The 24,864-nt window shown below is 68.1% G+C and carries 25 protein-coding genes; 11 read left to right on the top strand and 14 right to left on the bottom strand.

Translation table 11 applies throughout. The features are described 5' to 3' along the window. Nucleotides 1-4 precede the first annotated feature (4 nt). The 3 genes from tal to ABN028_RS26515 form a co-directional block, all read right to left on the bottom strand. Nucleotides 5-1,081 carry a transaldolase gene (gene tal / locus ABN028_RS26525; protein WP_349698499.1) on the bottom strand — a complete coding sequence of 359 codons (1,077 nt, stop codon included), beginning with the start codon at nt 1,079-1,081 and terminating at the stop codon, nt 5-7. After that, entirely contained in the window at nt 1,078-3,246 is a 2,169-nt protein-coding gene (gene tkt, locus ABN028_RS26520; RefSeq protein ID WP_349698498.1) for a transketolase, read from the bottom strand. Before tkt ends, tal begins: the two co-directional genes overlap by 4 nt. Before the next feature lie 158 nt (nt 3,247-3,404). After that, nucleotides 3,405-4,148: a YcnI family protein gene (locus tag ABN028_RS26515; RefSeq protein WP_349698497.1), complete on the bottom strand. Its 744-nt coding sequence runs from the start codon at nt 4,146-4,148 to the stop codon at nt 3,405-3,407. A gap of 148 nt (nt 4,149-4,296) precedes the next feature. Here ABN028_RS26515 and ABN028_RS26510 point away from each other — a divergent pair, with 148 nt between their 5' ends. Continuing rightward, on the top strand, nt 4,297-4,812 hold the full coding sequence (locus ABN028_RS26510; RefSeq protein ID WP_349330532.1) for a MarR family winged helix-turn-helix transcriptional regulator: 516 nt from the start codon (nt 4,297-4,299) through the stop codon (nt 4,810-4,812). A gap of 60 nt (nt 4,813-4,872) precedes the next feature. Further along, nucleotides 4,873-6,342, top strand: a complete 1,470-nt coding sequence (locus ABN028_RS26505) for a DHA2 family efflux MFS transporter permease subunit (RefSeq protein ID WP_349698496.1) — start codon at nt 4,873-4,875, stop codon at nt 6,340-6,342. Here ABN028_RS26505 and ABN028_RS26500 read toward each other — a convergent pair whose 3' ends face one another. The 7 genes from ABN028_RS26500 to ABN028_RS26470 form a co-directional block, all read right to left on the bottom strand. Beyond that, nucleotides 6,343-6,948 (bottom strand): DnaJ family domain-containing protein, encoded by a 606-nt coding sequence (locus ABN028_RS26500; RefSeq protein ID WP_349698495.1) that lies wholly within the window; start codon nt 6,946-6,948, stop codon nt 6,343-6,345. Next, a complete protein-coding gene (locus ABN028_RS26495; RefSeq protein WP_349330529.1) occupies nt 6,945-7,181 on the bottom strand; it encodes a LapA family protein in 237 nt (78 codons plus the stop codon). The genes ABN028_RS26500 and ABN028_RS26495 overlap by 4 nt, the downstream gene beginning before the upstream one ends. Nucleotides 7,182-7,294: 113 nt before the next feature. After that, nucleotides 7,295-7,897, bottom strand: a complete 603-nt coding sequence (locus tag ABN028_RS26490; RefSeq protein WP_349330528.1) for a DNA methyltransferase — start codon at nt 7,895-7,897, stop codon at nt 7,295-7,297. Further along, complete coding sequence (locus ABN028_RS26485; RefSeq protein ID WP_349698494.1) at nt 7,894-10,281, bottom strand: heavy metal translocating P-type ATPase; 2,388 nt, start codon at nt 10,279-10,281, stop codon at nt 7,894-7,896. The genes ABN028_RS26490 and ABN028_RS26485 overlap by 4 nt, the downstream gene beginning before the upstream one ends. Beyond that, nucleotides 10,271-11,287: a DUF8832 domain-containing protein gene (locus ABN028_RS26480; RefSeq protein WP_349698493.1), complete on the bottom strand. Its 1,017-nt coding sequence runs from the start codon at nt 11,285-11,287 to the stop codon at nt 10,271-10,273. The genes ABN028_RS26485 and ABN028_RS26480 overlap by 11 nt, the downstream gene beginning before the upstream one ends. 33 nt (nt 11,288-11,320) lie before the next feature. Continuing rightward, complete coding sequence (locus tag ABN028_RS26475; protein ID WP_349330525.1) at nt 11,321-11,602, bottom strand: metal-sensitive transcriptional regulator; 282 nt, start codon at nt 11,600-11,602, stop codon at nt 11,321-11,323. A gap of 128 nt (nt 11,603-11,730) precedes the next feature. Beyond that, nucleotides 11,731-12,522 (bottom strand): TetR/AcrR family transcriptional regulator, encoded by a 792-nt coding sequence (locus ABN028_RS26470; protein ID WP_349698492.1) that lies wholly within the window; start codon nt 12,520-12,522, stop codon nt 11,731-11,733. A 115-nt stretch (nt 12,523-12,637) separates the two neighbouring features. On the opposite strand from ABN028_RS26470, the gene ABN028_RS26465 reads away from it, so the two are divergent. From ABN028_RS26465 to ABN028_RS26455, 3 genes are all read left to right on the top strand, one after another. Continuing rightward, on the top strand, nt 12,638-13,654 hold the full coding sequence (locus tag ABN028_RS26465) for an ATP-binding cassette domain-containing protein (protein ID WP_349698491.1): 1,017 nt from the start codon (nt 12,638-12,640) through the stop codon (nt 13,652-13,654). Then, nucleotides 13,651-14,496, top strand: a complete 846-nt coding sequence (locus ABN028_RS26460) for an ABC transporter permease (protein ID WP_349698490.1) — start codon at nt 13,651-13,653, stop codon at nt 14,494-14,496. The genes ABN028_RS26465 and ABN028_RS26460 overlap by 4 nt, the downstream gene beginning before the upstream one ends. Before the next feature lie 127 nt (nt 14,497-14,623). Beyond that, complete coding sequence (locus tag ABN028_RS26455) at nt 14,624-15,256, top strand: bleomycin resistance protein (protein WP_349330522.1); 633 nt, start codon at nt 14,624-14,626, stop codon at nt 15,254-15,256. A gap of 9 nt (nt 15,257-15,265) precedes the next feature. On the opposite strand, the gene ABN028_RS26450 is transcribed toward ABN028_RS26455, so the two are convergent. Further along, complete coding sequence (locus ABN028_RS26450) at nt 15,266-15,928, bottom strand: VC0807 family protein (RefSeq protein WP_349330521.1); 663 nt, start codon at nt 15,926-15,928, stop codon at nt 15,266-15,268. 203 nt (nt 15,929-16,131) lie between these two features. Between ABN028_RS26450 and ABN028_RS26445 the strand changes: the two genes are divergently transcribed. Beyond that, nucleotides 16,132-16,926: a phytanoyl-CoA dioxygenase family protein gene (locus tag ABN028_RS26445; protein WP_349698489.1), complete on the top strand. Its 795-nt coding sequence runs from the start codon at nt 16,132-16,134 to the stop codon at nt 16,924-16,926. 71 nt (nt 16,927-16,997) lie between these two features. On the opposite strand, the gene ABN028_RS26440 is transcribed toward ABN028_RS26445, so the two are convergent. Continuing rightward, nucleotides 16,998-17,705: a class I SAM-dependent methyltransferase gene (locus tag ABN028_RS26440; protein WP_349698488.1), complete on the bottom strand. Its 708-nt coding sequence runs from the start codon at nt 17,703-17,705 to the stop codon at nt 16,998-17,000. A gap of 206 nt (nt 17,706-17,911) precedes the next feature. Between ABN028_RS26440 and ABN028_RS26435 the strand changes: the two genes are divergently transcribed. Next, on the top strand, nt 17,912-18,871 hold the full coding sequence (locus ABN028_RS26435; RefSeq protein WP_349698487.1) for an SDR family NAD(P)-dependent oxidoreductase: 960 nt from the start codon (nt 17,912-17,914) through the stop codon (nt 18,869-18,871). A gap of 84 nt (nt 18,872-18,955) precedes the next feature. Here the strand turns inward: ABN028_RS26435 and ABN028_RS26430 are convergent, their stop codons facing one another. Then, nucleotides 18,956-19,477, bottom strand: a complete 522-nt coding sequence (locus tag ABN028_RS26430) for an O-acetyl-ADP-ribose deacetylase (protein ID WP_349698486.1) — start codon at nt 19,475-19,477, stop codon at nt 18,956-18,958. A 392-nt stretch (nt 19,478-19,869) separates the two neighbouring features. Here ABN028_RS26430 and ABN028_RS26425 point away from each other — a divergent pair, with 392 nt between their 5' ends. From ABN028_RS26425 to ABN028_RS26410, 4 genes are all read left to right on the top strand, one after another. Then, nucleotides 19,870-20,307: a hypothetical protein gene (locus ABN028_RS26425; protein ID WP_349698485.1), complete on the top strand. Its 438-nt coding sequence runs from the start codon at nt 19,870-19,872 to the stop codon at nt 20,305-20,307. 165 nt (nt 20,308-20,472) lie between these two features. Then, complete coding sequence (locus ABN028_RS26420) at nt 20,473-21,318, top strand: phytanoyl-CoA dioxygenase family protein (protein WP_349330515.1); 846 nt, start codon at nt 20,473-20,475, stop codon at nt 21,316-21,318. A gap of 110 nt (nt 21,319-21,428) precedes the next feature. After that, nucleotides 21,429-22,217, top strand: coding sequence for a periplasmic substrate-binding domain-containing protein (locus ABN028_RS26415; protein ID WP_349698484.1), 789 nt, complete (start codon nt 21,429-21,431; stop codon nt 22,215-22,217). 80 nt (nt 22,218-22,297) lie between these two features. Next, nucleotides 22,298-23,155, top strand: coding sequence for an AraC family transcriptional regulator (locus ABN028_RS26410; RefSeq protein WP_349698483.1), 858 nt, complete (start codon nt 22,298-22,300; stop codon nt 23,153-23,155). 14 nt (nt 23,156-23,169) lie between these two features. Here the strand turns inward: ABN028_RS26410 and ABN028_RS26405 are convergent, their stop codons facing one another. Continuing rightward, on the bottom strand, nt 23,170-24,864 hold the full coding sequence (locus ABN028_RS26405; protein ID WP_349698482.1) for a DUF7402 domain-containing protein: 1,695 nt from the start codon (nt 24,862-24,864) through the stop codon (nt 23,170-23,172).

Raw genomic sequence — 24,864 nt, 5'->3', positions numbered from 1 at the left:
GGCGTCAGGTCGTGAGCGCGGCGCGCTGGGCGGAGATCCGACCCAGCAGGTCCTTCCACGACGTCACGAACGCCTGCGCACCGTCGCGTTGGAGCTTGTCCGCAAGGGCTCTGACGTCCACGCCGGCGTCGGCGAACCGGCTCAGCATCTCGTCACATGCTCCGCCGTCGGCGGGCATCGGATCGCCCACCTCGCCGTGGTCGTGGAACGCCTCCAACGTGGCGTCCGGCATCGTGTTGACGGTGAACGGCGCCGCCAGCCCGTGGACGTAGAGCGTGTCCGAGGCGGCCGGGTCCTTCGTCCGCGTACTCGCCCACAGCAGGCGTTGCGGCCGCGCACCGGCGTTCTCCAGCCGCTGCATGGCGTCGGAGTCCAGGAAACGTCGGTACGCACGGTAGGTGTCCAGCCCCACCGCGAGGGCCAACTGGTCCTTCAGCTGCTCCGGAACCTGGTCGGCGACGGCCACATCCCAACGGGACATGAACACCGACGCGACCGAGCCGACCGCGGGATCGCGATCCGCCTCGACCCGACGCTGGACGCCGTCGCGGTAGGCGCGCGCGGCCGCGCGGTAGTGGTCGGCGGAGAAGAGCAAGGTGACGTTGACAGGGACGCCGGACGCGATGCACTCGGTGATCGCCGGCAGCCCCTCCTTCGTACCCGGGATCTTGATCAGCAGGTTCGGTCGACCCGCCCTTGCGTGCAAGGCCTTCGCCGCCCTGATCGTCGCGTCGGTGTCGTAGGCCAGCAACGGCGAAACCTCGAGGGAGACCCAGCCGTCCACGCCGTCGGTCCGTTCATGGATCGCCAGGAAGAGGTCGGCCGCGCGCCGCAGGTCCTGGATCGCCAGCTCGAAGAACAGGTCCTCGTCCGTGCGACCTCGCGTCGCCGCGGCGCGGATCGCGTCGTCGTAGTAGCCGGTCTCGATCGCCTGGTCGAAGATCGACGGGTTCGAGGTGAGCCCGGTGATCGAGTACGCCTCGATGTAGTGCTGGATCTGCCCGGTGTCGAGCATCCTGCGGGTGATGTTGTCCAGCCACAGACTCTGCCCGCGCTGGTGCAACTCCTGCGTGGCGGTCACGGCCTGTCCTCTCCCTGAGCTTCGGTCTCGCTGCGGGCACGCGCCTGTCTCACCACGGCGCGGGCAGCCTCGGTCACCCTGTCGGGGGTGAACCCGAACTTGTGCAGCAGTTGCTTCAGCGGTGCCGACGCGCCGAACGTGTGCATGCCGATCACGGCACCCGCGGGGCCGACATAGCGGTCCCATCCCAGGGTCGACGCCTGTTCGATCCCGACCCGGGCCGTCACCTCCGGTGGGAGGACGGAGTCGCGGTAGTCGGCGGGCTGCCGGTCGAACAGCTCCCAGCACGGCATGCTCACCACCTGCGCCCCGATTCCCTCCCCGGCGAGCTCGTCCCGCGCCGACAGGGCCAGTGCCACCTCGGAGCCAGTGGCGAGCAACAGCACGTCCGGTTGACCACCGTCGGGAGGATCGGCGAGGACGTACGCGCCACGGGCGACACCTTCGGCACCGTGCAGATGCTGCCGGTCGAACGTCGGCAACGCCTGCCGGGACAACACGAGAACGGCCGGCTCGCGCCGGAACCCACCCACCACCCGCCAGGTCTCGACCACCTCGCTCGCGTCTGCCGGGCGGAAGACCAGCAGCCCGGGCATCGCCCGCAGGGACGCCAGCTGCTCCACCGGCTGGTGGGTCGGCCCGTCCTGCCCGACGCCGATCGAGTCGTGGGTGAAGATGTGGATGACCGGCACCTCCATCAGCGCAGACAGCCGGATGGCGCCCCGGGCGTAGTCGGAGAAGATCAGGAAACCCGACCAGAACGGCCGGAGCTTCGACAGCGCCATGCCGTTCGCGATCGCGGCCGTGGCGTGCTCGCGGACGCCGAAGTGGAAGTTGCGCGCCGACCGGTCGTCCGGCTCGAACGCGGTCCCACCATCGACCTGCAGCCAGGTCTTGGTCGAGGGCTCGAGGTCGGCCGATCCACCGAGCAGCCACGGCACGTGCCGGGCGACGGCGTTGAGCACCTCAGCCGACGAGGCCCGGGTGGCGAGACCCTTCGGATCTGCCGGAAACGTCGGGAGGTCGGCGTCCCACTCGGGCGGAGCTTCGCGGCGCTGCATGCGCTCTACCTGGTCTGCGAGCTCGGGATAGGCGTTGGCGTACTCCTTGAAGTTCGCCTCCCACGCCGTCCGCGCCGCCTGACCGCGGGTGCCGATCCCCTGCTCGAACCAGTGATAGATGCCGTCCGGGATGTAGAAGTCCACGTCGTCCGGCATCCCCAGCACCCGCTTGGTGGCCTTCACCGCCTCGACGCCGAGTGGTGAACCGTGTGCCTTCGGTGAGTCCTCCCACGGCGAGCCGTACCCGATGTGGCTGTGGACGAGAATGAGCGTCGGCCGCTCGTGCTCGGCCTTGAACGAATGGAACGCCCGGGCGACCATCTCGAGATTGTTCGCGTCTGCGACCGTCGTGACATTCCAGCCGTAGGAAAGGAACCGGGCGGCCACGTCCTCGGTGAAGGTGATGTCGGTGTGGCCCTCGATCGTGACGTGGTTCGAGTCATAGATCCAACACAGGTTGGACAGCTTCTGGTGGCCGGCGAATGACGCCGCCTCCGACGAGATGCCTTCCATCATGCAGCCGTCGCCGGCGAGTGCGTACACGTCGAAGTCGAAGAGCGGACTGAGCTTGCCCGGGGGACGACCCCCGGACCCCCGCGACACACCGTCGCGGTTGTACCGCGCGGCGAGCCACTGGCTCGAGATCGCCATCCCCACCGACATCGCGACACCCTGGCCGAGCGGTCCGGTCGTCGCCTCCACGCCACTGGTCAACCGATACTCCGGGTGCCCCGGGCAATGCGAGCCGAGCTCCCGGAAGGTCTTGAGATCGTTCAGGGTGACCGCGGGGGTTCCGAGAACCTCGTAGTCGGGATCGACCGAACGTACGCCGCTCAAATGCAGAAGCGACCACAGCAGCGCGGACGCGTGCCCTTCGGAGAGGACGAACCGGTCCCGGTTGGGCCAGATCGGATCGCCCGGATCGAATCGCAGGAATTTCTGCCAGAGCGTGTAGGCGACAGGCGCGATTCCCATCGGCGTACCCGGATGACCGGACTCGGCTTTCTGCACGGCGTCCATGCACAAACCGCGGATCGTGTTGACCGACAGGAGGTCGAGCCTGGAGGGGAAGTCGTGATTGGATCCGGATTCGAAGTCCGCCATGGCCCACCCGCTCCCCACTCGGTCGTCTCACCCGTGCCTCGGGCCCCCACGTGGCCCACATGGTCAGACTGGTCCGCAAGATCGGATCTGGCACGGGCCGCGCGGCCGTGGTCACGAGGGCCCAACGGGGGACCTCCGACCTCACAAGCGAGACGGAGCTACTCCGTGAGCGAGCTGCCGCGACGGCGCACGAGTGCGAGTCCGCCGGCCGCGGCCATGACCCCGACGCCGAGGACGACGGCCGCCACCCCGATCCAGCGACTCGCGCCGGTCCAGCCCGCCCGCGTCAGACCGGAGATCACGCCACTCTCCGAGTCGCCGGCAGTACTGGCCTCGCCCGCTACCGCCGGAACCGCGCGGAGGGTGAGCGCCGGGGCGGGGTGCGCGGATTGTCCCTCCGCGCTCGCGCGCGCCGCCGACCGTTCCACCGAGCCGTCGTCATAGGTCTGGACGGTCGGGAACGTGAGGCGTTCCACCAGCGGCAGTGGCCCCACGAAGACCTCGAACTCGTCGAACTCGCCCGGATTGATGCGGGCGCTTTCCTCCGCCGTCCAGGTGATCGACGTCACGGCGGGCGTCATCGCGCAGTCGCAGGTGTCGCCTGGCCCGCGGACCTTCGTCTCGATCACGTCGGCGGTCCAGCCCGGCTGGCGCTTGACCCGTACCGACGCCAACGGCGGCTTGGTCGGGAACGCCACCTTGACCTTCACCGTGCTGGCGCTCTCGGACTCGTTCGGGACGACGAAGGTCAGCGTGGTGTAGTCGCCCTGGCTGGCCGTCGAAGGACTGACGATGACATCGGCGGCGACATCGGCCGCGGCGGCCGCCGGCGCAAGAGTCAACGCGAGCGACGCGGCGACCGACACCGCAGTGACGACCAACCGGCGAGAGGACGTACGCACGACGACATGGTGACCGATCTCGCGGCCCTTGGCTATCCGAAGGTCCGGCCCCGGCCCGGTGGGTTCGGCTCGTCTTCGAGGCCGCCGCGCCGGAATTTGTCTGCGTACGAAATAATCCCGCGACAGACAATCTTGCTAGGATTGCGTCATGCCTGCCCAGACACCGACTGACCTTGCCGCCGACCTGCTGTTCCTGCTGAACCAGGCGAGCTTCGCCCTGGCGACCCAGATGGCCTCCGGGCTGGCCGACCTCGGGATCTCGCCGCGGGACTACTGCGTACTCATGAGTGCGAGCAGCGGGCGCTGGACGCAGAGCCAGCTTGCCGAGATGTCCCACCTCGACAAGACGACCATGGTCGTGACGATCGACAAGCTCGAAAGGCTCGGTCTCGCCGAGCGCCAGGCCTCGCACACGGATCGCCGCGCACGGGTGATCGCGGTCACTCCGGCGGGAGAGAAGACGGTGGCTGCCGCCCGGAAGATCGTCGCCGAACTCTACGACGATGTCCTCGGCGACCTGCCCGCCGGCAAGCGGAAGGTCTTCCTCGACGGCCTCGTCCGTCTGGTCAGCGGCCAGCTGGCCACCCCGTCCCACGTCGACCAGCCGATCCGCCGCCGCGCACCGCAGGTTCCGCAGACAGCAAGTTCGTCCCGAACTAGATAGTCCCGAACAAAACTATCTGCTACGGTCACTCCTGGAACTCATATCAGGAGGCGACCACTCATGCTCCGACACTCACCGAGCGCGGCCCGGACCCGCCAGCTCGCCCTTCTCGTCCTCTGCGCCGGGTCGTTGATGGTCATCCTCGACCAGACGATCGTCAACGTGGCCCTGCCGTCGATCCAGGCCGACCTCGGCTTCTCCCAGTCGGAGCTCGCCTGGGTCGTCAACGCGTACCTCATCGCGTTCGGCGGGTTGCTCCTGCTGGCCGGGCGACTCGGCGACCTGATCGGCCGCAAGCGCGTCTTCCTCGCCGGGCTGGCCGTCTTCACCGGGGCGTCCCTGTGGTGCGGTCTCTCCACCAGCCAGGAGATGCTCATCGTCGCGCGGTTCGTCCAAGGGGCCGGCGCGGCCATCAGCTCCGCAGTGATCCTGGGCATGATCGTGACGATGTTCGCCGAGCCGGGGGCGCGGGCGAAGGCGATCGGCATCTACAGCTTCGTCGGTGCCGGTGGCGCCTCGATCGGCCTGCTCGCCGGCGGCGTCCTCACCCAGATCCTCACCTGGCACTGGATCTTCCTCGTCAACCTGCCGATCGGCATCGCCGTCGCCCTGCTGGGCGTCCGGCTCCTTCGTACCGACCGCGGGATCGGACTTCGCCAGGGCGCCGACGGCGTCGGCGCGATGCTCGTCACCGCGGCCCTGATGCTGGGCGTCTACACGATTCTCCGGTCGGCGGACGGCGACTGGGACTCGACGCGAACGCTCGTCCTCGGCGCGGCGACCCTCGTCCTGCTCGCCGGGTTCGTCCTGCGCCAGGTCACCGCGAAGAAGCCGCTCCTGTCGCTCCGCATCTTCCGCTCACGTCAGCTCACGGGCGGCAACGTCGTGCTCGCCCTCATGCTGGCGGGGATGTTCGGGCAGTTCTTCCTCGGCTGCCTGTATCTGCAGCATGTGCTCCACTACGACCCTCTCGAGATCGGGCTCGCCTACCTCCCGGTCGCGGCGATGATCGGCACGCTGTCGGTCGGTCTCTCGCCCCGACTCAACTCCCGCTACGGCGAACGCACCGTGCTGCTGGCGAGCCTGCTGTCCGTTGTCGCCGGACTCACGCTGCTGGCCCGTGCGCCGGTGGACGGGGTGTACGCGGTGGACGTCCTCCCGGCATTTCTGCTGCTCGGCGCGGGCGGCGGCCTGGGCTTTCCCGCCCTGGTCACGCTCGCCATGTCCGGCGCCACGCCCAGCGACTCCGGGCTCGCATCCGGTGTCGTCAACACGACCCAGCAGGTAGGCGGCGCTCTCGGACTGGCCGTCCTCGCGGCCCTGGCGACCGTGCGTACGGACCTTCTGCTCGCCGAAGGGCACTCGTCGGTCGCGGCGCTGAACGGGGGTTACCACCTCGGATTCGGCGTGGCCGCCGGCATCGTCGCCATCGGCGCCGTCGTGGCCGCGGTGGTCCTGCGCCCGCGCCAGGTTCGGGGGTCGACGCCCGCGCGGTCTTCCGATGTCATCCGGTCCGAAACTGGGACCTGATCAGGACGTCGGGGTCCGGCGGCGAGCGAGCCGACGCCACCAGGGGGTGCGCTGCGCTGGGACGCCAGCCTCCGGTGCCACTTCGGCCGCGGCGTTCCGGGCAGCGGCCCGCTTGGCCGCCGCCTCCTCGCGGTCCGCCCGCCACTGGCCCACCACGGCGTCCGCCTTGACTGGTACGACCGGCACGCGCGGACCCGACGGGGCCCGCAGCCAACGGGTGATCCGATGGTTGAGCTCGTCGACGACCGCACGTACGTCCTGCTCCGAACGCAACTCGCGGACCGTGTCCGGCAGGCGCTCGATCTCCTTGCGCAACTGGAGCGGTGTCGGCAGCAGGTCCTCGGTCGACACGCCCTCCTTGCGCAGGTGGCGGAGCACCCACACCTCGTCGTAGGGCTTGTCGAGGTCGGCGATGGGCTTGCCCGCCCCAGGCAGGTTGTCGAACTCGCCACGCGCAACGGCGTCGTTGATCTGCTTGTCGACCCATGACTCGAAGCTGATGCCGGGCGGTTTGCGTTCGGTCATGGTGCCATTCTCCCGCATATCGCCAACGCCCTTCCAGGTCACTTCCGCCGCCCGGCCGAACGTGGCGAAGGTGAGCGTCACTGGCGCCGGCGTACGGTGAACGTGACCGCCACCAGGCCGAGGACCCAGGCGATCAACAACGCACCCCACAAGGGCATGGTCACCTCAGGGACGAGCAGGCGAATGCGCACGGTGGCGGTGTTCTGGAAGATGAAGATCAGCGCGAGTGCGGCAATCACGGCAAAACCGACGATCCGACGAACCATTGGGCGGGACAGGAATCCCGGCTTGCGTTGAGTGTCCGACCCTGCCATGGAGTCCCCCGATCTCCCTGCGCTCCGACGAGCGTTCCATCCCACGATGCCTCGCAGACCGCGGCCGGGTGGACCCTTTCCCGATCAGGACGTCTCCCTCTCAGGATGAGAAGTCAGGATGAGAAGACCAGGCAGTAGTCGTTGGTGAGCCACGCCGGCGGTTCGTCCCAGTCGATCACGACCTCCTGCTCGTAGGTCAGGACGGTCGAGACCACCTGACCGATGTCCCACGCCAGTCGGGTCGAATGCAGCCGGAGGTTGGCGGCGTTGATCACCACCGTCGCCCCGGGCACGAGGCGGGTCGCCACCCTGCGATAGATCGCGGCCAGCTCGTCGAGATAGGTCCGGTAGTCGCCGTCGAGCGTCTGGTATCCGGTCAACGGGTTCTGCGGGTGATCCTCCCTCGACATGTACGGCGGCGAGGTGATGCTGAAGTCGATCGGCGGGAGGTCGAGCCGATCGAGGTTCCTCGTGTCGGCACACAGGATCGCCGACGGGTCCTCGAGCTTCGCCCGCACGACCTCCACCCGGTCGGCCATGATCTCGATGCCGAGCGGACGGCGGCCCATCCGTTCGGCGACGACAAGGGTGGTGCCGAAGCCGGCGAAAGGATCGAAGACGACGTCACCTGGCTTGGTGTACTCGTCCAGGAACGCCTCGACGAGCTCCGGCGTGAACGTGTCGCCGCCCGCCCTCAGCGAAAGGACCCCCTTCACTCCCTCCCGCCCGTCGCCGTTGGCATGAAGCGGCGGAGCCGGAGGCTGTTGCTCACCACGAAGACCGAGCTGAACGCCATGGCCGCTCCCGCGAGCATCGGGTTGAGCAGCCCGGCGGCGGCGAGCGGCAGCGCCGCGAGGTTGTAGGCGAACGCCCAGAACAGGTTCCACCGGATCGTCCGCAACGTCTGCCTGGCGAGGCGGATCGCGTCGGCCGCGACCCGCAGGTCACCGCGGACCAACGTGAGGTCGCTGGCCTCGATCGCCACGTCCGTGCCGGTTCCCATCGCCAGCCCCAGGTCTGCCCTGGCGAGCGCGGCCGCGTCGTTGACACCGTCGCCGACCATCGCGACGACCCTGCCCTCGCTCTGCAGCCGGGCCACGACGTCGGCCTTGTCCTGGGGCAGGACACCCGCGATCACGTGCTCGCGGTCGATGCCGACCTCGTGGGCGACCGCGCGAGCGACCGTGTCGTTGTCGCCGGTGAGCAGCCGCGGCGAGAGTCCCAGGGCACGCAGGTCCTTCACCGCTTCGGCACTGGTCGGCTTCACCGAATCGGCGACGACGAGGAGCCCGCGCGTGGCGCCGTCCCACGCGACCGCGACCACGGTCCGGCCAGCGGCCTCGGCGTCACGTCGTACGTCCTCCAGAGCGGACGGAAGCGGCAGCCCGCGTTCGGCCAGCAGACTCACCCGACCTGCGACCACCGATCGCTGGTCGACGACACCTTCGACGCCGAGGCCTTCGAGGTTGGCGAAGTCCGACACGGAGGGCAGGTCACCGACGCGTTGGGCGGCACCGGAGGCGACGGCCCGGGCGACGGGATGTTCCGACGCATGTTCCAGCGCCCCGGCGAGCCGCAGCACCTCCTCGACATCCTCGCCCTCGGCCGCGACCGCCTGGGTCAGCGTCATCTGACCGGTGGTCAGCGTGCCGGTCTTGTCGAGCACGATCGTGTCGATCCGGCGGGTCGACTCGAGTACCTCGGGTCCCTTGATCAGGATGCCGAGCTGGGCTCCCCGTCCGGTGCCGACCAGCAGCGCCGTCGGTGTCGCGAGGCCGAGCGCACACGGGCAGGCGATGATCAGCACCGCGACTGCCGCCGTGAACGCGATACCCGCCGAGCCGGTGCCACCGATCCAGAAGCCGAGCGTCGCGACCGCCAGGGCGATGACGATCGGGACGAACACCCCGGAGATCCGGTCGGCCAGCCGCTGCACCTCGGCCTTGCCCGACTGGGCTTCCTCGACGAGCCTCGCGATCTGGGCGAGCTGGGTGTCGGCACCGACCCTGGTCGCCTTGACGACGAGCCGACCACCGGCGTTGACGGTCGCGCCGACCACGGGACTTCCCACCCGGACGTCGACGGGTACGGACTCACCGGTGAGCATGCTCTGGTCGACTGCCGAGCTGCCTTCCACGACGTCGCCGTCGGTGGCGATCCGTTCACCCGGTCGTACGACGAAGAGGTCGCCGACCTGCAACTGCTCCACCGGAACCCGTTGCTCGTGACCGTCGCGCAGCACGGCGACGTCCTTGGCGCCCAACCCGAGCAGGGCACGGAGCGCGGCGCCCGCCCGGCGCTTGGCCCGCTCCTCGAAGTACCGCCCCGCGAGGATGAACGTCGTCACGCCCGCCGCGACCTCGAGGTAGATGGTCATGGCACCGTCACCGCTGCTCGCGGTCAGGCTGAACGGGTGCCTCAGCCCCGGCTCGCCCGCCGAACCGAGGAAGAGCGCGTAGAGCGACCACCCGAAGGCCGCGATGGTGCCCATCGAGATCAGCGTGTCCATCGTGGCGTTGCCGTGCCGGAGGTTGACCCAGGCCGCGCGGTGGAACGGAAGCCCGCCCCAAACCACGACCGGAGCCGCCAGCACGAGTGACAGCCACTGCCAGTACGTGAACTGCAGCGCGGGCACCATCGCCAGCAGGACGACGGGAGCCGAGAGCACGGCGCTGACCACCGCACGGGTGCGGGCGTCTCGCAGGCGGGTTGTCGCCTCCCGGTCCGCACCTTCGGTGCCGGTGGGTGTGGAGCCGCCTTCCGCGGGCGGCTCCCCCTGCGGCGGCCGCTCGGTGCGCAGCCGCTCGGCCGTGTAGCCGGTCTCCTCGACCGCCGCTATCAGGTCCGTGACCTGCAGCGAGGCGGGATAGGCGATGGTGGCCTTCTCGGTCGCAATGTTGACCGTGGCCGTCACGCCGTCGATCTGGTTGAGCCGCTTCTCCACCCGGTTGGCACACGAGGCGCAGGTCATGCCGCCAACTGCCAGCTCGACCCGTTCCCGCTCCCCGTCCAGGACCAGGGTGGACGACGTCGCCGACGCCACCGGGGCCGCGTCGGCGAGCACAGTCAGCTCGGTCCGGTCGCCGCGATCAATGGCCATGACCGTCGTCCTCCTCGCTGGTCGATGGGGTCGGCGCCTCGCCGCCCGGTGGGACCCGCACGGTGAACTCAGCCGTGCGTACGGCGTCGTCGTGGCGGAAGTCCAGGAAGAGCCGATAGGCGCCGGGCGACGGTACCTCCACCACGAACGTGATGTCGGGTCCCGGCCGCGCGCCAGGGTCGTCCGCCTCTTCGACTGGATGGACGTGCAGATAGGCGAGGTCACCGTCGCGCAGAGCCACGAGATGGCCGTACGCACCGAGATAGGGCTGCAGGTCGGTCACCGGCCGGCCGTCGGCGCTGACCGTCAACGTGACCCGGCTGGCCTTGCCGGCCGTCGGCGTACCTTTCCAGGTCACGGTGTAGCCGTCGACCGTCGCCGACCGCGCGGGCTCGGGCAACGGACGAGGTGTGAAGCCACCGGGCACGAACACGTCGATGCCGAGCGTCAACGCCTCCTGCGCCCCGGCGGGGTCGAAGTCGGCGAACATCCGGTAGGTCCCGGAGTCAGGGAACGTGAACGGAACGGTCCAGTTCCCGTCCTCGTCGAGGGTCGGATGGACATGTTGGAACCCGGACATGTCACGGCGTACGACGATCAGGTGCAGGTCGGCCTCGTGGGCTCGGGTGAACTCGGTCACCGCATTGCCGTCGGGCCCGAGGACTCGAAACGCGAGCTCGCCGCGGGCGCGCGACCTGGCGGGCTGGTCGAGAAGTTCGAGGGAGTAGCCGTCCTGGGAGACCTGGAGGCCGTCCGGGATGCTCTGCTCGCCCGACTTCGAGCTGCCCGGGTCAGTCTCCTCTGGGCTGTCCGCGTGGCTCTCTTCTGGGCTGTCCGCGGCCATGTCGGCGTGGCCGTTCTGGGGCGTCGCGCCGGCGCCCGCGCCGGCTGGGTCCGCCGCCAGGTCGATCTCCGGGTCGACAAGACGTCCGGCACCGAACGCCACGCCGAACGTCGCGCCGAGTGCGATCGCGAACGCCGCCAGGGTGACTGGTGCTTTTCGCACGGGATTTCGTCCTCTCGGGATTGGCGTCGCAGATCAGGACCGGACCAGCCGGGCGATCGCCTGCTGTGCCTCACGGACCTTCTCGTCCGCCTCGACGCCACCTGCCCGCGCGGCGTCGACGACACAGTGCGCGAGATGCTCGTCGAGGAGTTCGAGCGAGAACGACTGCAGGGCTCTGGTCGCGGCGGTGACCTGGGTGAGGATGTCGATGCAGTACTGGTCGTTCTCGACCATCCGCTGCAGTCCTCTGATCTGGCCCTCGATCCGGCGAAGGCGCTTCAGGTGGTCATCCTTGCCGTTGGTGTAGCCGGCCATGAGGCTTCTCCCGTCCGTTCGGTGCGTACGACGCCACACTATACCCCCCTAGGGTAAGTGCGCGACGCACTGCTCGTACGAACGAACCAGACGTGGCTTCCACCTGGCGGCCGGATGGACGTGAACGCTCAGGCGCGCGACCCGCGGGGCGTTCGTGACTTTCGTGACTTTTGGGACCGCCGGTCGATCATCGCCTCCAGGCCGTCAAGGAGCGGGCCCAGACCGAACTCCAGCGCCTCCTCCCCGCCGATGGAGAACGCGTCTTCTGGCAGCTTCGCGATCTGCGGGTAGGCACCGCTCCCCATCGCCTCGGTCAGCACCGGCTCCTGGGCCGCCCAGAAGTCCTCGTCGCTGATGTCGGACTGCTGGCAGACCTCCTGCTGGAGGATGTAGGTGCGGGCCGCGCCGGTGACGTAGTGGTCGACCGCGAGGATCATGGCCACCTTCTCCCGGCCGGTGAGGCCCAGGTCCTCCATGCTGGCGAGCGTGAGGTCGAAGGCGCCGAGGGCGTTGGGACCGAGGATCGGGCGGGCCTGGTTGACCTGCAGCAACCACGGATGGGCGAGGTAGAGCCGCCAGGTGCTGCGGGCCGTCAGCGTCAGCACGCTGCGCCAGTCCTTGCCGCGAAGCTCCGCATGCGACTCCGGCGGACCGATGACGTGATCGAGCATGAGGTCGAGCAACTCACCCTTGCCCGGGACATGCCGGTAGAGCGACATGGTGCCGGCGCCGATCTCGGCTGCGACCCTGCGCATCGACAAGGCGCCCAGACCCTCCCGGTCGGCCAGCTCCACAGCGGCACTCACGATGCGCTCGAGGTCCAGGCTCGGCTTGGGGCCACGGCCGCCCGGGTCCTTGCGGTGCCAGAGCAGCTCGAGGCTCCGACGGGGATCCCCGATACCGCTGTATGCCGTCGTCATGATGGCCGCCATCCTAGGTCCGTCTCGGCTGCCGACCCATATCTGGGTACACCGTACGCTACGATTGCGTACGGTGTACCCAGTTGTGATCGTCAACGCAGGAAGGCGGCGACAGATGTCCGCTGAGTTCTCCGTCGTGGCCGAGGGTCTGCAGAAGAGGTACGGCGACAAGCAGGCGCTCGACGGCCTGGACCTCGCCGTCCGTCGCGGCACGGTCTTCGGCCTGCTCGGACCCAACGGCGCCGGCAAGACCACCTCGGTCCGGATCCTCTCCACGTTGATCCGCATGGACGGCGGGCACGCCCGGGTCGGTGGGTTCGACGTCGCGAAGGAGCCCCGCCAGGTACGCCGCCGGATCGGTCTCACCGGCCAGAACGCTGCCGTCGACGAGATCCTCACCGCCCGACAGAACCTCATGATGTTCGCCCGGCTGTTCCACCTCGATTCCCGCCACGCCAGGCGACGCACCGACGAGCTGCTGCGGCAGTTCAGCCTCGACGATGCCGCCGACAAGCAGGCCAAGACGTTCTCCGGCGGGATGCGCCGCAGACTCGACCTGGCGTCCAGCATGATCCTGGCGCCCGAGGTCATGTTCCTCGACGAGCCGACCACCGGCCTCGACCCGCGCGGACGTAGCGAGGTGTGGGACGCGATCCGCCAGCTCGCCGCGGGCGGTACGACGGTGCTTCTCACGACCCACTACCTCGACGAGGCGGACAAGCTGTCCCACCGGATCGCCGTGGTCGACCACGGACGCAACCTCACCGAGGACACCCCGGCCGGACTCAAGCGGGCCATCGGTGGCGACCGGATCGAGGTCGTGGTGCAAGACGCCGGCGACATCCTCGCCGTCGTCAAACTCGTCGCCGAGGTCTCCGGCGGGTCCGAGCCGCAGATCGACTCCGAGGAGCTGCGGGTGCACGCTCCGGTCAACGATCGGATCCACGCCATCGCCGAGGTGGCCCGCAGGCTCCAGGAAGCGGACCTCGACGTCCAGGACATCGGCCTGCGCCGGCCCACCCTCGACGAGGTCTTCCTCCGCCTCACCGGACACCCGGCCGCCGCACCCAGGTCCGACGACACGCAGACCAGCCCCTCGACGTCCACCAGCGAGGAAGGTGCCACCGCATGACCACCACGCCGATGACAACGCCGCCCGCAACGTCAGGGCTCGACCAGCGCGAACGCCGTGCGTACTGGGCGGTGGTCGACAGCTGGACCATCGTCCGCCGCGACCTCACCCACCTGGTCAAGCAACCGTCGTTGATCGCCTGGCAGCTGGGGTTCCCGATCGTGTCGGTGCTGCTGTTCGTCTACGTGTTCGGCAGCGCCATGGACGTCGGCGGCGGCACGGACTACAAGTCCTACGCCATGCCCGGCATGTTCGCCATGACGATGGCGTTCGGGTTCATGAACACCGCGATGGCCGTCGTCGTCGACAAGGAGCGCGGCGTCACCGACCGGTTCCGTTCCATGCCGATGGCATCCTCTGCCGTGGTGACCGGTCGGGGTGTCTCCGACGTCCTCCACGCCGCTCTGGATCTCGCCGTCCTCGCCGGCATCGCGCTGGTGATCGGTTGGCGTTCGGACGGCGGGTTTGCCGCAACGCTGGCAGCGTTCGGACTCCTGCTCCTGCTGCGCTTCGCGCTGATCTGGATCGGCGTCTATCTCGGCCTGGTCGCCAAGAGTCAGGAGAGCGCCGGGAACCTCTTCGCGGTCGCGTTCCCGTTCGGCATGGTCTCGAGCGTCTTCACTCCGCCCCACCTCATGCCGGACTGGCTCGGGGCGATCGCGATGTGGAACCCCGTCTCCTCCACGGCCAACGCCATCCGCGAACTCTTCGGCAACCCCGTGCCGACCGGTGGGAGCTGGATCGAGCAGAACGCCGCCCTGATGGCCGTCGCCTGGCCCGTCCTCATCACCGTGATCTTCCTCCCGCTCGCCGTCGGAAAGTTCCGGAACCTCAGCCGATGAGCAGGGATCGCACCTGTTGACACGGCTGGTGTTCCGTGCCGAAAATACAGTCGCTGCTGTAGGGCGCATCGGCAATAGCCGAAAGGGCAATGCCCACCCACCGACGATCACACCGGTAGAGCGCCCCATGCCCAATGTCGAGAACCTGAAAAAGCAGGCCAAGCAGCTGGTCCGTTGGCATCGCGAGCGGAACCATTCCGTCGCCGCCAGGATCCGTGCCGTCCTCCCGCGCTATCGCGGCCTGAGCGACGCGGACATCCTCGCGCGCCCTTTCGCACTCGGTGAGGCTCAACTGCTGCTGGCCCGTGAAGCCGGGTTCGAGACCTGGGCCGGACTCACGTCAGGAGCCGCAGCCATGTCCGACACCGCCGAATCCCTTACCGCACAGCCGATCCTCACCGGCGCCGAACCTCAGCTCTTCGTGGCCGACATCAAGGCGTCCTGCGCCTTCTTCGAGCACACACTGGGGTTCTCGACCGTCTTCACCCACGGAGAGCCGCCCTTCTACGGCCAGGTCATGCGCGACCAGGCGCGACTGAACCTCCGCTTCGTCTGCGAACCGGTCTTCGTCGCAGAGGTGCGTGAGCGGGAACAGCTGCTCGCCGCGGCTATCACGGTCGCCGACGTCAAAGCGCTGTACGCCGAGTTCTCCGCGGGTGGAGCTGATTTCCAGCAGCCGCTCAAACGTCAACCCTGGGGCGCGCATCAGTTCGTCGTCCGCGACCCCGACGGCAATCTGATCCTGTTCAGCGGGCAGTGACGGTCGGCTCTACCCGACCGGGCGGGTGCCCCAGACGAGGCGGTAGCCACCGGCCCGAAGGGTGCTGCGGAACCAGGCGTACGACATGAACATGCCCACCGCGGCAACCGGCAGGGAGGCGGCGGTCGCCACCGGCACCGACCACGTGGTGGGGGTGGTGAGCAGTAGGCCGAGAGTCACGCTGGCATTGATCAGCAGGACCGACGCCCAGAGCAGCGAAAGCCGCTGGAAGAAACGGCGTAGCGGTGCCGAGCTCACCACCTCCGGCGGCAGCGGGCAGAAGTCGTGAGCCAGTCGCTGGATGAGCGGACGATCAAGCGGGACGGTGATGAGCAGCGCCACCGCGAACAGATAGGTCGCGGCGGTTGGCTGCAGGAGGAACACGACGGGCGATCCCGCCGCGGTGGTCAGCCCCGCCTGGAGCGTGGCCAAGGCGGCGGTGGCCAGCAACAGTGCCGGGGGGCGACCGCCCTGGACCAGCCGGACCGCAACCGCGAGATACGCCCACGAAAGGGCACCGATCAGGGCGTACTGCAAACCGACGCTGACGAGAATGCCGTAGAACAGCGCCAGTGGAATGATCATCGACTCACCGACATGGCCGGCGACGTCCCGCAGCAGGCGCATCCGGTCAGGCATGGCGATGATTCGGGCGTGTGAATGGCTATGCACGCGGCGACTCCTTGAGCGAAGGGTCCAGAGTACGAAACGCCGCTGCGTAGAGCGAGACCGGCCAGCACGATGTCCGCCTTGTGTCACCGGGTTCTGCGAGCCCCTTTCGGCACAAGTACGGCCTTGTCGCATGCGTTCCTGGTCGAGGCGTACGCGCAAAAAATCCAGGTGTGCCGCCGAGCTTGCCGCAGCACACTACGAGGATGGATGCAGACGAGATTCGACATCGGTTCGAGGAGACCGGCGTCATCCGGATGGACGCGGCATTCACACCCGACGAAGCCGCCGCGATGCGCGATGTCATCTGGAGGTATGCCCACCACAAGGCGGGTGTGCGATTCGACGACCCCTCCACCTGGCCGGAGGGCGCCTACCCGGGGGTCAGTTGGAAGGGCCTCAAGCGGAATCGCGCCTTCGTTCCGCTGATCGAGAACGCCGCGCTCCTCACCGCCCTCGAAGCGATCTTCGGAGTGGGCGGCTGGACCCCACCGAAGCCCGGCGCCCAGGTCCTCTGCACCCTTCCGCAGCCCGGACCGTGGGTGCTTCCGGACGCCTGGCACATGGACTGCGGCTTTGAGAAAGCGACCTGGCCGGTGTTCGCCGTCAAGCTGTTCGCGTTCTTCGGCGAGGTCGGCCCCGAAGGCGGCGGCACCATGATCCTGCCCGGCAGCCATCGCCTCGTCGACCGATACCGTACGAAGCTTCCTCCAGGCACCGGTGGCGGCAAGACCAACTGGCGCCCGTTCATGAAACACGATCCGTGGCTCGCCCAGTTGCTCGAGGGGAAGAAGATGCCGGACGGCGGCCGCTCGCTCGTCGGTCAGACCCGCGAGATCGACGGCATACCGGTGGAGGTCACGGAGCTCACCGGACGGCCAGGAGACGTCGTGCTCACCCATCTGCACATCTTCCACACCGCCTCTCCCAACACTGGACCACAGCCTCGGCAGATGCTCGGCAAGGCGATCAGCGCACAGGAGACACCCGCACAGGTCTGATGGCGTCGTGGTCGGCGCGCGTCAGGTCGGTTGGCCGAAACGGCCTCATCGTTACGCCGTAAGGAAGGGCCTCACGAGAATGGCTTGAAGCGGTCGAAGGCAGGTTCGAACCCTGGATCGGGCAACCGGAACGCCTGCGTACGATGGCGTCCCGTCCCATCGCGCACCGAGCCGCCGTCGAACGCGTGTGGTATCGCCTGCCATCCCATGTTGGTTTCGTAGTAGCGCTCGGCGGTATGGACCGAGGGCCACCAGTGATCGTCGAGAATGACGATTCCTCCGGGGCGCACGATCTTGCGGAGGAAATAGAGATCGACGAACACCTCATGGAAGCGATGACTCCCGTCGACAAATGCCGCATCGGCGGTGAACTTCTCCGAGATCAGGTGCGGGAGTGCCATCGAGGAAGGTTCGAGAATGAGGGTTGTAGTCCCGTCCAGACCGGCAGACCTGATCATTTCCCACCCCACGTAGGACCACTCCGTGGCCTGGAAGGGATCGATCACGACGTGGCTCGGCGTTTCCGCCTTGCCGGACAGCAATGCTTCGCCGATCGCGAGGGCCGAGCTTGCATAGGCAAGCCCGACCTCGACGATGCTCCCCACGCCTTCGGCGATCAACAGATCGCGCACGAGGTCGCAGTCGTGCTGGGGAACCGTGACGGTTTCGAAGTCACCTTCGTGCGCGCGGGTCCATGGCGGGCCGTCCTGCCCCAACTGTCGGCGCACTTCGCGGACCCGTTCGACCTGTCGTTCTCTGCTAATGACGCCTTCTCCCACAGCCCATCCCATTCTTTGCATCAGTTCGAAATTGCGACCATCACGCCCCCACAGTGTTCGGGTCCAGGCGGACCATATTCAAGTCTTGTTCTTGCGACCTGGCTGTGATTGATTGGGGGAAGAGGTTGATGCGCAGCCGGGCCCAAGTCGCCGACAGCACGTGTTCGTCGTCGTCGCGATGGCCATGGACCATCTGGGGCATCAGCATGACCGCGACAAGACTCCTCACCACACCCTTCAACGCCCAGTCGACTGCTGCCGAGGTCGTGGCGGGTATCGATCTGGGCGGCCGCCGCGCCATCGTCACCGGCGGCTCGTCCGGCATCGGGATCGAAACGGCGCGCGCACTCGCGAGCGCCGACGCCGAAGTCACTCTGGCGGTCCGCAACCAGGAAGCCGGCGAGCGCGCGGCGGAGGACATCATCGGCGCGACCGGCAACAGGCAGGTTGTCGTTGCTCCGCTGGACCTGGCCGATCCGTTGTCCGTCGCCGAGTTCGTCGCCGCCTGGAGCGGTCCTCTGCACGTTCTGGTGAACAATGCCGGTGTCATGGCGACGCCTCTGATGCGTACGCCTGCAGGGTGGGAACTCCAGTTCGCCACCAACCATCTCGGCCACTTCGCGCTCGCCAACGGCCTCGAACGTGCGCTGTCGGCTGCCGACGATGCCCGTGTCGTGTCCGTGAGCTCCAGCGCACACCTGCAGTCGCCCGTCGTCTTCGACGACATCCACTTCCGCTGCCGAGCCTACGATCCGTGGCTGGCGTACGGGCAGTCCAAGACTGCCAACGTGCTCTTCGCCGTCGAGGCGACGAAACGTTGGTGCGGCGACGGAGTCACCGTGAACGCGCTGATGCCAGGAGCCATTCCCACCGCCCTGCAACGTTACGTCACCGACGAGGAGCTCGATCGGCTGCGGGCCGAGCTCGGAGCCGCGGATTATGCCTGGAAGTCGCCTCAGCAGGGCGCCGCGACGTCAGTGCTCCTCGCGACCTCACCCCTGCTTGCGGGCGTGGGCGGGCGATACTTCGAGGACTGCAACGAAGCCGGACCTCACCAGCCAGGCACGATGACGGGCGTCGCGGCGTACGCACTCGACCCCGAGGCCGCGGCGCGGCTCTGGCAAGTGTCCGTTGACACCCTCGCCTCGCGACCCAAGCGATCATGACCTCAACCGGGCTTCCCCCAAAACCACCTGCCGCCGGAACCGAGTTTCCCCTTACGCCATGAGCAAAACCACGTGAGCCGGGCGCTACGCATCCAGCTCTTCGTGGACCGCCAATGCCGTCTCGTACGCCCTGCGGCCGAAGAGGATCAGCCGCGCCGCGACAAGATCATCCGGCTCCGCGGGTACGAGCACACTCAGCGCCTGGCGCGCCGCATCTTCGACCGGCCAACCGTAGAGTCCGGCGGAGATCAGCGGAAACGCGACAGTCGCCGCGTGCAACCCGTCCGCGACGAGCAGCGCGCTCCGGTAGCACGCGCGGAGCAGATCACTCCGATCTGTTGATGCGCTCCAGACCGGTCCGGCCGTATGCACGACCCACCGCGCGGGAAGCTCGCCAGCCGTGGTCGCAACGGCCTCGCCGATCGGGAGTCCCCGTGGGTACTGGGACGTACGAAGCGCCTGGCACTCGGCGATGATCGCCGGTCCGCCACGCCGGTGGATGGCCCCGTCGACGCCCGCTCCGCCGAGGAGCGACGGGTTCGCGGCATTGACGATCACGTCCACGGGCTGCTCGGTGATGTCGCCGTCCAGCAGTTCGACCCGCATCTCGCTACCTCCTCCGCCTCCGACCAGGTAAGGGCGCCGGTTGCCTCGTCGTCGTACCGGCGACTCCCCGCCACACGACTCCGGCCTCATCCGGCCAGTACAACGGATCGACCACACGCGGAACGCGCCTGTGCTGCCCTTTGATCATGCAACTGCTCGAGGCGGGGATGGGACTGCGGTCAGCGGTCATCGAGTTACGCAGGCCGGGAACCCCTCTTCGGTTCGTCCTGTTTCCCATGGTCCACCTCGGTGAGCCATCGTTCTACACGTCTGTCATGGACCGCCTACGCGACTGCGATCTGATCGTCGCGGAAGGGCTCCGAGGCAGATCCCGGAGCGGTTCCCTGCTGACATTGTCCTACCGCCTAGTGCGCCGAGGCAGGCTCGGACTGATGAAGCAGCATCTCGACCTCGGGTCGCTCGGACGTCCGGTGCTCCGACCGGACATGACCGGCCAGGAGTTCGACGAGGGCTGGCGGACGGTTCCACTCCTGACCCGGCTGCTCCTCATGCTCACTCTCCCGGTCTTCATCCTGTACGTCTACGTCTTCGGCTCCCGTGCCAGGCTCGCTCAGCAACTCGCCCTGGAAGACGATCATGGCCTGGGCGGTTGGGAAGGCGACGAGGACATCGACGCGATCCTTGGCGACGCACGGGACCGGCTCCTGATCGACGCACTTGCGAAGATCCACGATGACCGCGGGACCGAGCCGATCACGGTCGCGGTGGTCTACGGCGCGCAGCACATGATTCCTGTCGTCCAGGTCATGTCGGCCCGGTTCGGCTACGTGCCCTGTGCTGGCGAATGGCTGATCGTCTTCCAGACCTGACCTGCTGAAGCGCCGGATACCGCGCGTCGCCTGCCGCCCGGCCGAATCCGGACGGCCTCGTCTCTCCATGCTGCATTCAGTGCAAGGGACGCATCGTTCGCGTTCTCGATGGCCGGCCGGGATGTTCCTAGGGTGGAAGCCGACGTTGCGATGCGGGAGGCCAGGATGACGACGGCGGCAGCGAGCTTCGACAAGGGAATCGTGGGCGACACCGACGTTCTGTACCGTACGCCAGGAGTGGCTGAGCCACTCGACGATCTCCAGGCGGTGAGCAGCGCGGCCATCGAGCACTACCGGGCCGAGGGCTTCCTCGCCATCCGGAGCGGCGTCACGCCAAGCGCCGTCGCCGACCTGATGGCCGGCCTCGCCTCCTTGGCCCGTCCTGACTCACCTGCCGACATCCAGTACGAAAAGTGGGCGGAGGATCGCTTCGACCAACTCTCGCCGGACGAGCGGCTCGATGCGACCCGGAAGTACATGTCCTTCGCCCGGCATGACGCCCGGCTGGAGGCGGTCGCGCACGACCCGGGGATCATGAGGGTCGTCACCATGCTGCTCGGCGGCGAACCACGGCTGTTCCAGGAGATGGCGCTGATCAAACCGCCCGGTGGCGGGCGGGAGAAACCGTGGCACCAGGACAACGCGTACTTCCATCTGGTGCCCGGCACGCCGATCGTCGGGGTGTGGATCGCGCTCGACGAGGCCACCCTCGACAACGGGTGCATGCGGGTGATCCCGGGTTCGCACCGCGAAGGGCCCGTGCGGCATGCGTTCCTGCGCGATCTGCAGATCTGCGACGGTGAGGTGCCGATCGACCGAGGCGTCGCCGTGCCGCTCCCGCCGGGCGGTCTCCTGCTCTTCGACGGGCTGCTCCAGCATGGAACGCCGACCAACTTCACGCGTACGAGACGCCGGGCGCTGCAGTTCCACTACACCGTGGACTCCGCGGTGTCGACGTCGGACGACGAGCACCGTGCGACGTTCGGGTGGGTCGACGGAGCCGAGTGCTGAGTCCGGCTGCCCGTTCTACCAACGCCACAAGCACAACCACAGCCACGGGGCGCAGGCGAGAGGAGCGGCGAATGAGGTGGATGGGCCCAACGGCTGGGCGGAACGAGCGCATGAGTCGCCGCGACCTCTTGCGTACGACGGGATCTGCCTTGCTCGTGACCGCCTCGCTGAGCGGCTGCGACCTGCTCGCCACCGATCCCAAGGGATCCGCTGGGGACAGCCGCGGATCGGCGCGTACGAAGGACAAGGAGGCACCCGACCTGGCCGCACAGGTCAAGGCCGGGAAGCTCCCCTCGCTCGCCGAGCGCCTCCCGGTGCTGCCAGGCGGGAGGCGGATCTCCTTCGACGTCGAGGTGGCCTCACCCGCGCTGGTGCCGTACTGGACCGACGCCATGCAACTCGTCCGCACCTACTGGGCGAAGGTCGGTGTCGAGATGCGGGTCAAGGCAGAGGACCGCGCGCTCTTCTACGAACGCAAGGAGGCGAACAAGCCCCACGCCACCGTCTGGACAGGTGCCGGTGGCCGGGAGTTCGACGTCATGCTCGACCCGCGCTGGTTCTTCCCGTTCAGCGTCGAGTCCAACTTCGCGATTCCGTGGGCCACCTGGTTCACCAGCAACGGCGAGAGTGGCCTGCGACCACCGGCCACGACCCGCCGGCAGATGGAGCTGTACCGCGAACTGCGCCAGACGCCCGACGAAGGTGGCCGCGCCGAGCTGATGAGGCAGATCCTCACGATGGCACGCGAGGAGTTCTATGTCATCGGCACGATCCTCGAGGAGGAGGGGTACGGCATCATGTCGGATCGCATGCACAACGTCCCGAAGTCCATGCCGGAGTCGCACCTGTACAACACGCCGGGCCCGACCAACCCCGAGCAGTACTACATCGAAGGCTGATCCGGGACTCACCGCGACGAGGCGCCCGCCACCGCCCAGGACCGGCCGGATCGCCGCCGGCGCCCCTACACTCTCCGGCTATGGGCGATCGGCTGGACTACCGCGGCCGGGACGTCTGGACCGAGCTCGCCGCCTCCCTTGGTCGTACGTACGTTCCCGAGCCCAGTCGGCACTCCGGCCACGTCAGGTGTGGGCCGGAGTGGTCGTGGCGTTTCTCCTTGCAGGACTTCGATCTCTGGCTGGTCTGCAAGGGCCGCGGAAGGGGTGCGATCGGCGACCAGCCGGTCACGGTCTCGCCCGGGACGCTGCTCGTCCTGCGGCCGGGCGACACGGGTTGGATGGCGCAGGATTCCGACGATCGGCTGACGGTGACCTTCGCCCACTTCGCCCTGGTCGCGCCGGCCACCGGCCTCCCCGTCGATCTCCCCGCCGACCGGCTGCCCTCCCGGCACCTGCGGCTCACCGACTTCCGAGCCGTCCACGAACCCCTGTTGACCGTCGTACGCCTGATGGAACGCGCCGGGCCGCTCGCCTTGCTCGAGGCGCGGCTCGTCTTCGCCCACCTGCTGCTCACCATCGTCTGTCAAGACGCGGTTGCGGCCGGGCTCGCGCCGGAGATCGTCGATCCGCGGGTGCAGACGGTGATGCGGTTCGTCCGGGAACGACCCGCGGAGCGACCGACCATCCAGGCGGCCGCGGCGGTGGCGCGAGTGTCCCCCACCCACCTTCGCCGGCTGTTCGCCCGGGAGGTCGGTATGAGCTTTCGTTCGTACGTCCTGCGGTCGCGGATGGAGCAGGCACGCTCGATGCTGTGCGAGTCGGCGATGTCGGTCAGTGAGATCGCGCGGGCGCTCGGCTATGTCGACGTCGCATTGTTCAGCCGGCAGGTCCGTGCGTACTTCGGGATGTCTCCGAGCGACCTTCGCCAGGCCAGGTAGATCGTTGTGCGTTGCTAGGTTGGGATCACGGGGTCGGTGGGCGAGGACTCTCGGCCGTGGCCCGCCAGGCTCGTCGCCGCAACTGTGAACGTGTACGCCTGACCAGACGTGAGCCCCGGGACAACGACCTCGGTGGTGTCGACGCCGACATTGACCGCGTCGAGCGGCGTGCCGTCCTCGTACGGCGTCACGACGTATCCGGTGATCGGCGCTCCCCCGTCGAATGCGGGCGGATCCCACGACACCGTGGCGCTTTCCTTCCCCGCGCGCGCGGAAACCGCGGTGGGCATGTCCGGCGGCGACGGCAGAGCGTAGACCTCGAGTTCGGAAAGCCCGGTGTTAGGTCCGGTCCCGCCTTCGACCTGGAACCTCACCGACGTGAACGTCTTCGTGCCGAAGGTCACCGTCTTCGCCCCACCCGCTGGCGGAACGTCGGTCACATCGACCGTGCTGCCATCGCTGAAGCTCAGCGTGCCACCCCGGACATCGTCGATGCCGGCACGGTCGTAGATCACGATCCGATCGGCCTCGATCGGCGTCTCCCACTCCAGCTGGATCCAGGGGTTCTGCTCGCCCGCCGAGGCCCAGTCGCCGTTGTCGGGTTGCCCGATGACGCCGTCCCTGACGTTCTCCGGTCCATAACTGCTGTTGTACGCCGACGACGCGGTCACGCTCGAGCCCGGCCACCGCGCGGCATTGCCACGAAGCAGCGCGGTGTCGAGGGCGATCTGCACCAGCACGCTGGCCTGTGCTCCGGCGCCGTCGGCCGCGGTGGCGGTGACCAGCACGTCACCGTCGCGATGGTTGACGGTCAGGATCCCGTCCTCGTCGATCGTCGCCTTGTCGGTCGGTGTGCCGTCGGGTTCGGTGACAGACCACACGACCTGATGGAGGGACCTCTCCGGCGTGAACGATGCCGTGAACGACACCGACGCGTAGGGTGCGTCGACGAGATCCGGGCCGTCGATGTCGATCGTTTCCACCTGCTGGCACCGGCCGAGGCCGCCGGCGCGCAGGGCATCCTCGACCGCACCAGCGACGAGGGCGTGCCCGGCATCGTTGGGGTGGACGCCGTCCACGGCGATATGTGCCTCGGACCACTCGGAGCGGACGTCCACCACGGTGACGTTCGTGAACTCCGCCGCGATGCTCTCCAGCTTCTGGGCGTAGGCGTCCGCGATCTCCTGGGTGCCCTTGTCGTACGGCGGATACTTCGCCCACGCGGCGTCCGCGATACCCGGATCGGCCACCAATACCACGGGGACTCGGCTACCCGTTTCCATGGCACGTACGAACGACACCATCTCGGTGAGGTGTTGGCCGTACCGATGCAGCAGATCCGCGTCCGGGCCGAACAGCCGGACGTCGTTGATGCCGGTCTCGATGACAACGACATCGCTGGGGCGGAGTGTGCTCGCCGCCATCAACAGCTGGTTCTCGGTCTCGGCGGAGAGATCCCCGGATCTTGCCTTGTTGACGAGCGGCCGGCACGTTCTGGCAGCGACGATCGATGGCCAGGCCTTGCTGGCCTTGGATGCGCCGAGTCCTGCGACATAGGAGTGCCCGAACGTGAGAACTCTCCCGGTCCCAGCTTCCTGGGGCGTCGACATGGCCTCGGCCGCGGCGGTGGGCGAGGCACCGCCCGCGCTGTGCCCAGCGAGCAGAAGTGCGATGCCCGCCACGAAGGGACCCACCCTGAATCGCCTCAT

This window comes from Actinopolymorpha sp. B17G11 (assembly GCF_040196095.1).
In the GTDB taxonomy this organism is placed as follows: domain Bacteria; phylum Actinomycetota; class Actinomycetes; order Propionibacteriales; family Actinopolymorphaceae; genus Thermasporomyces.
This window is presented reverse-complemented; position numbering and strand designations above follow the sequence as displayed.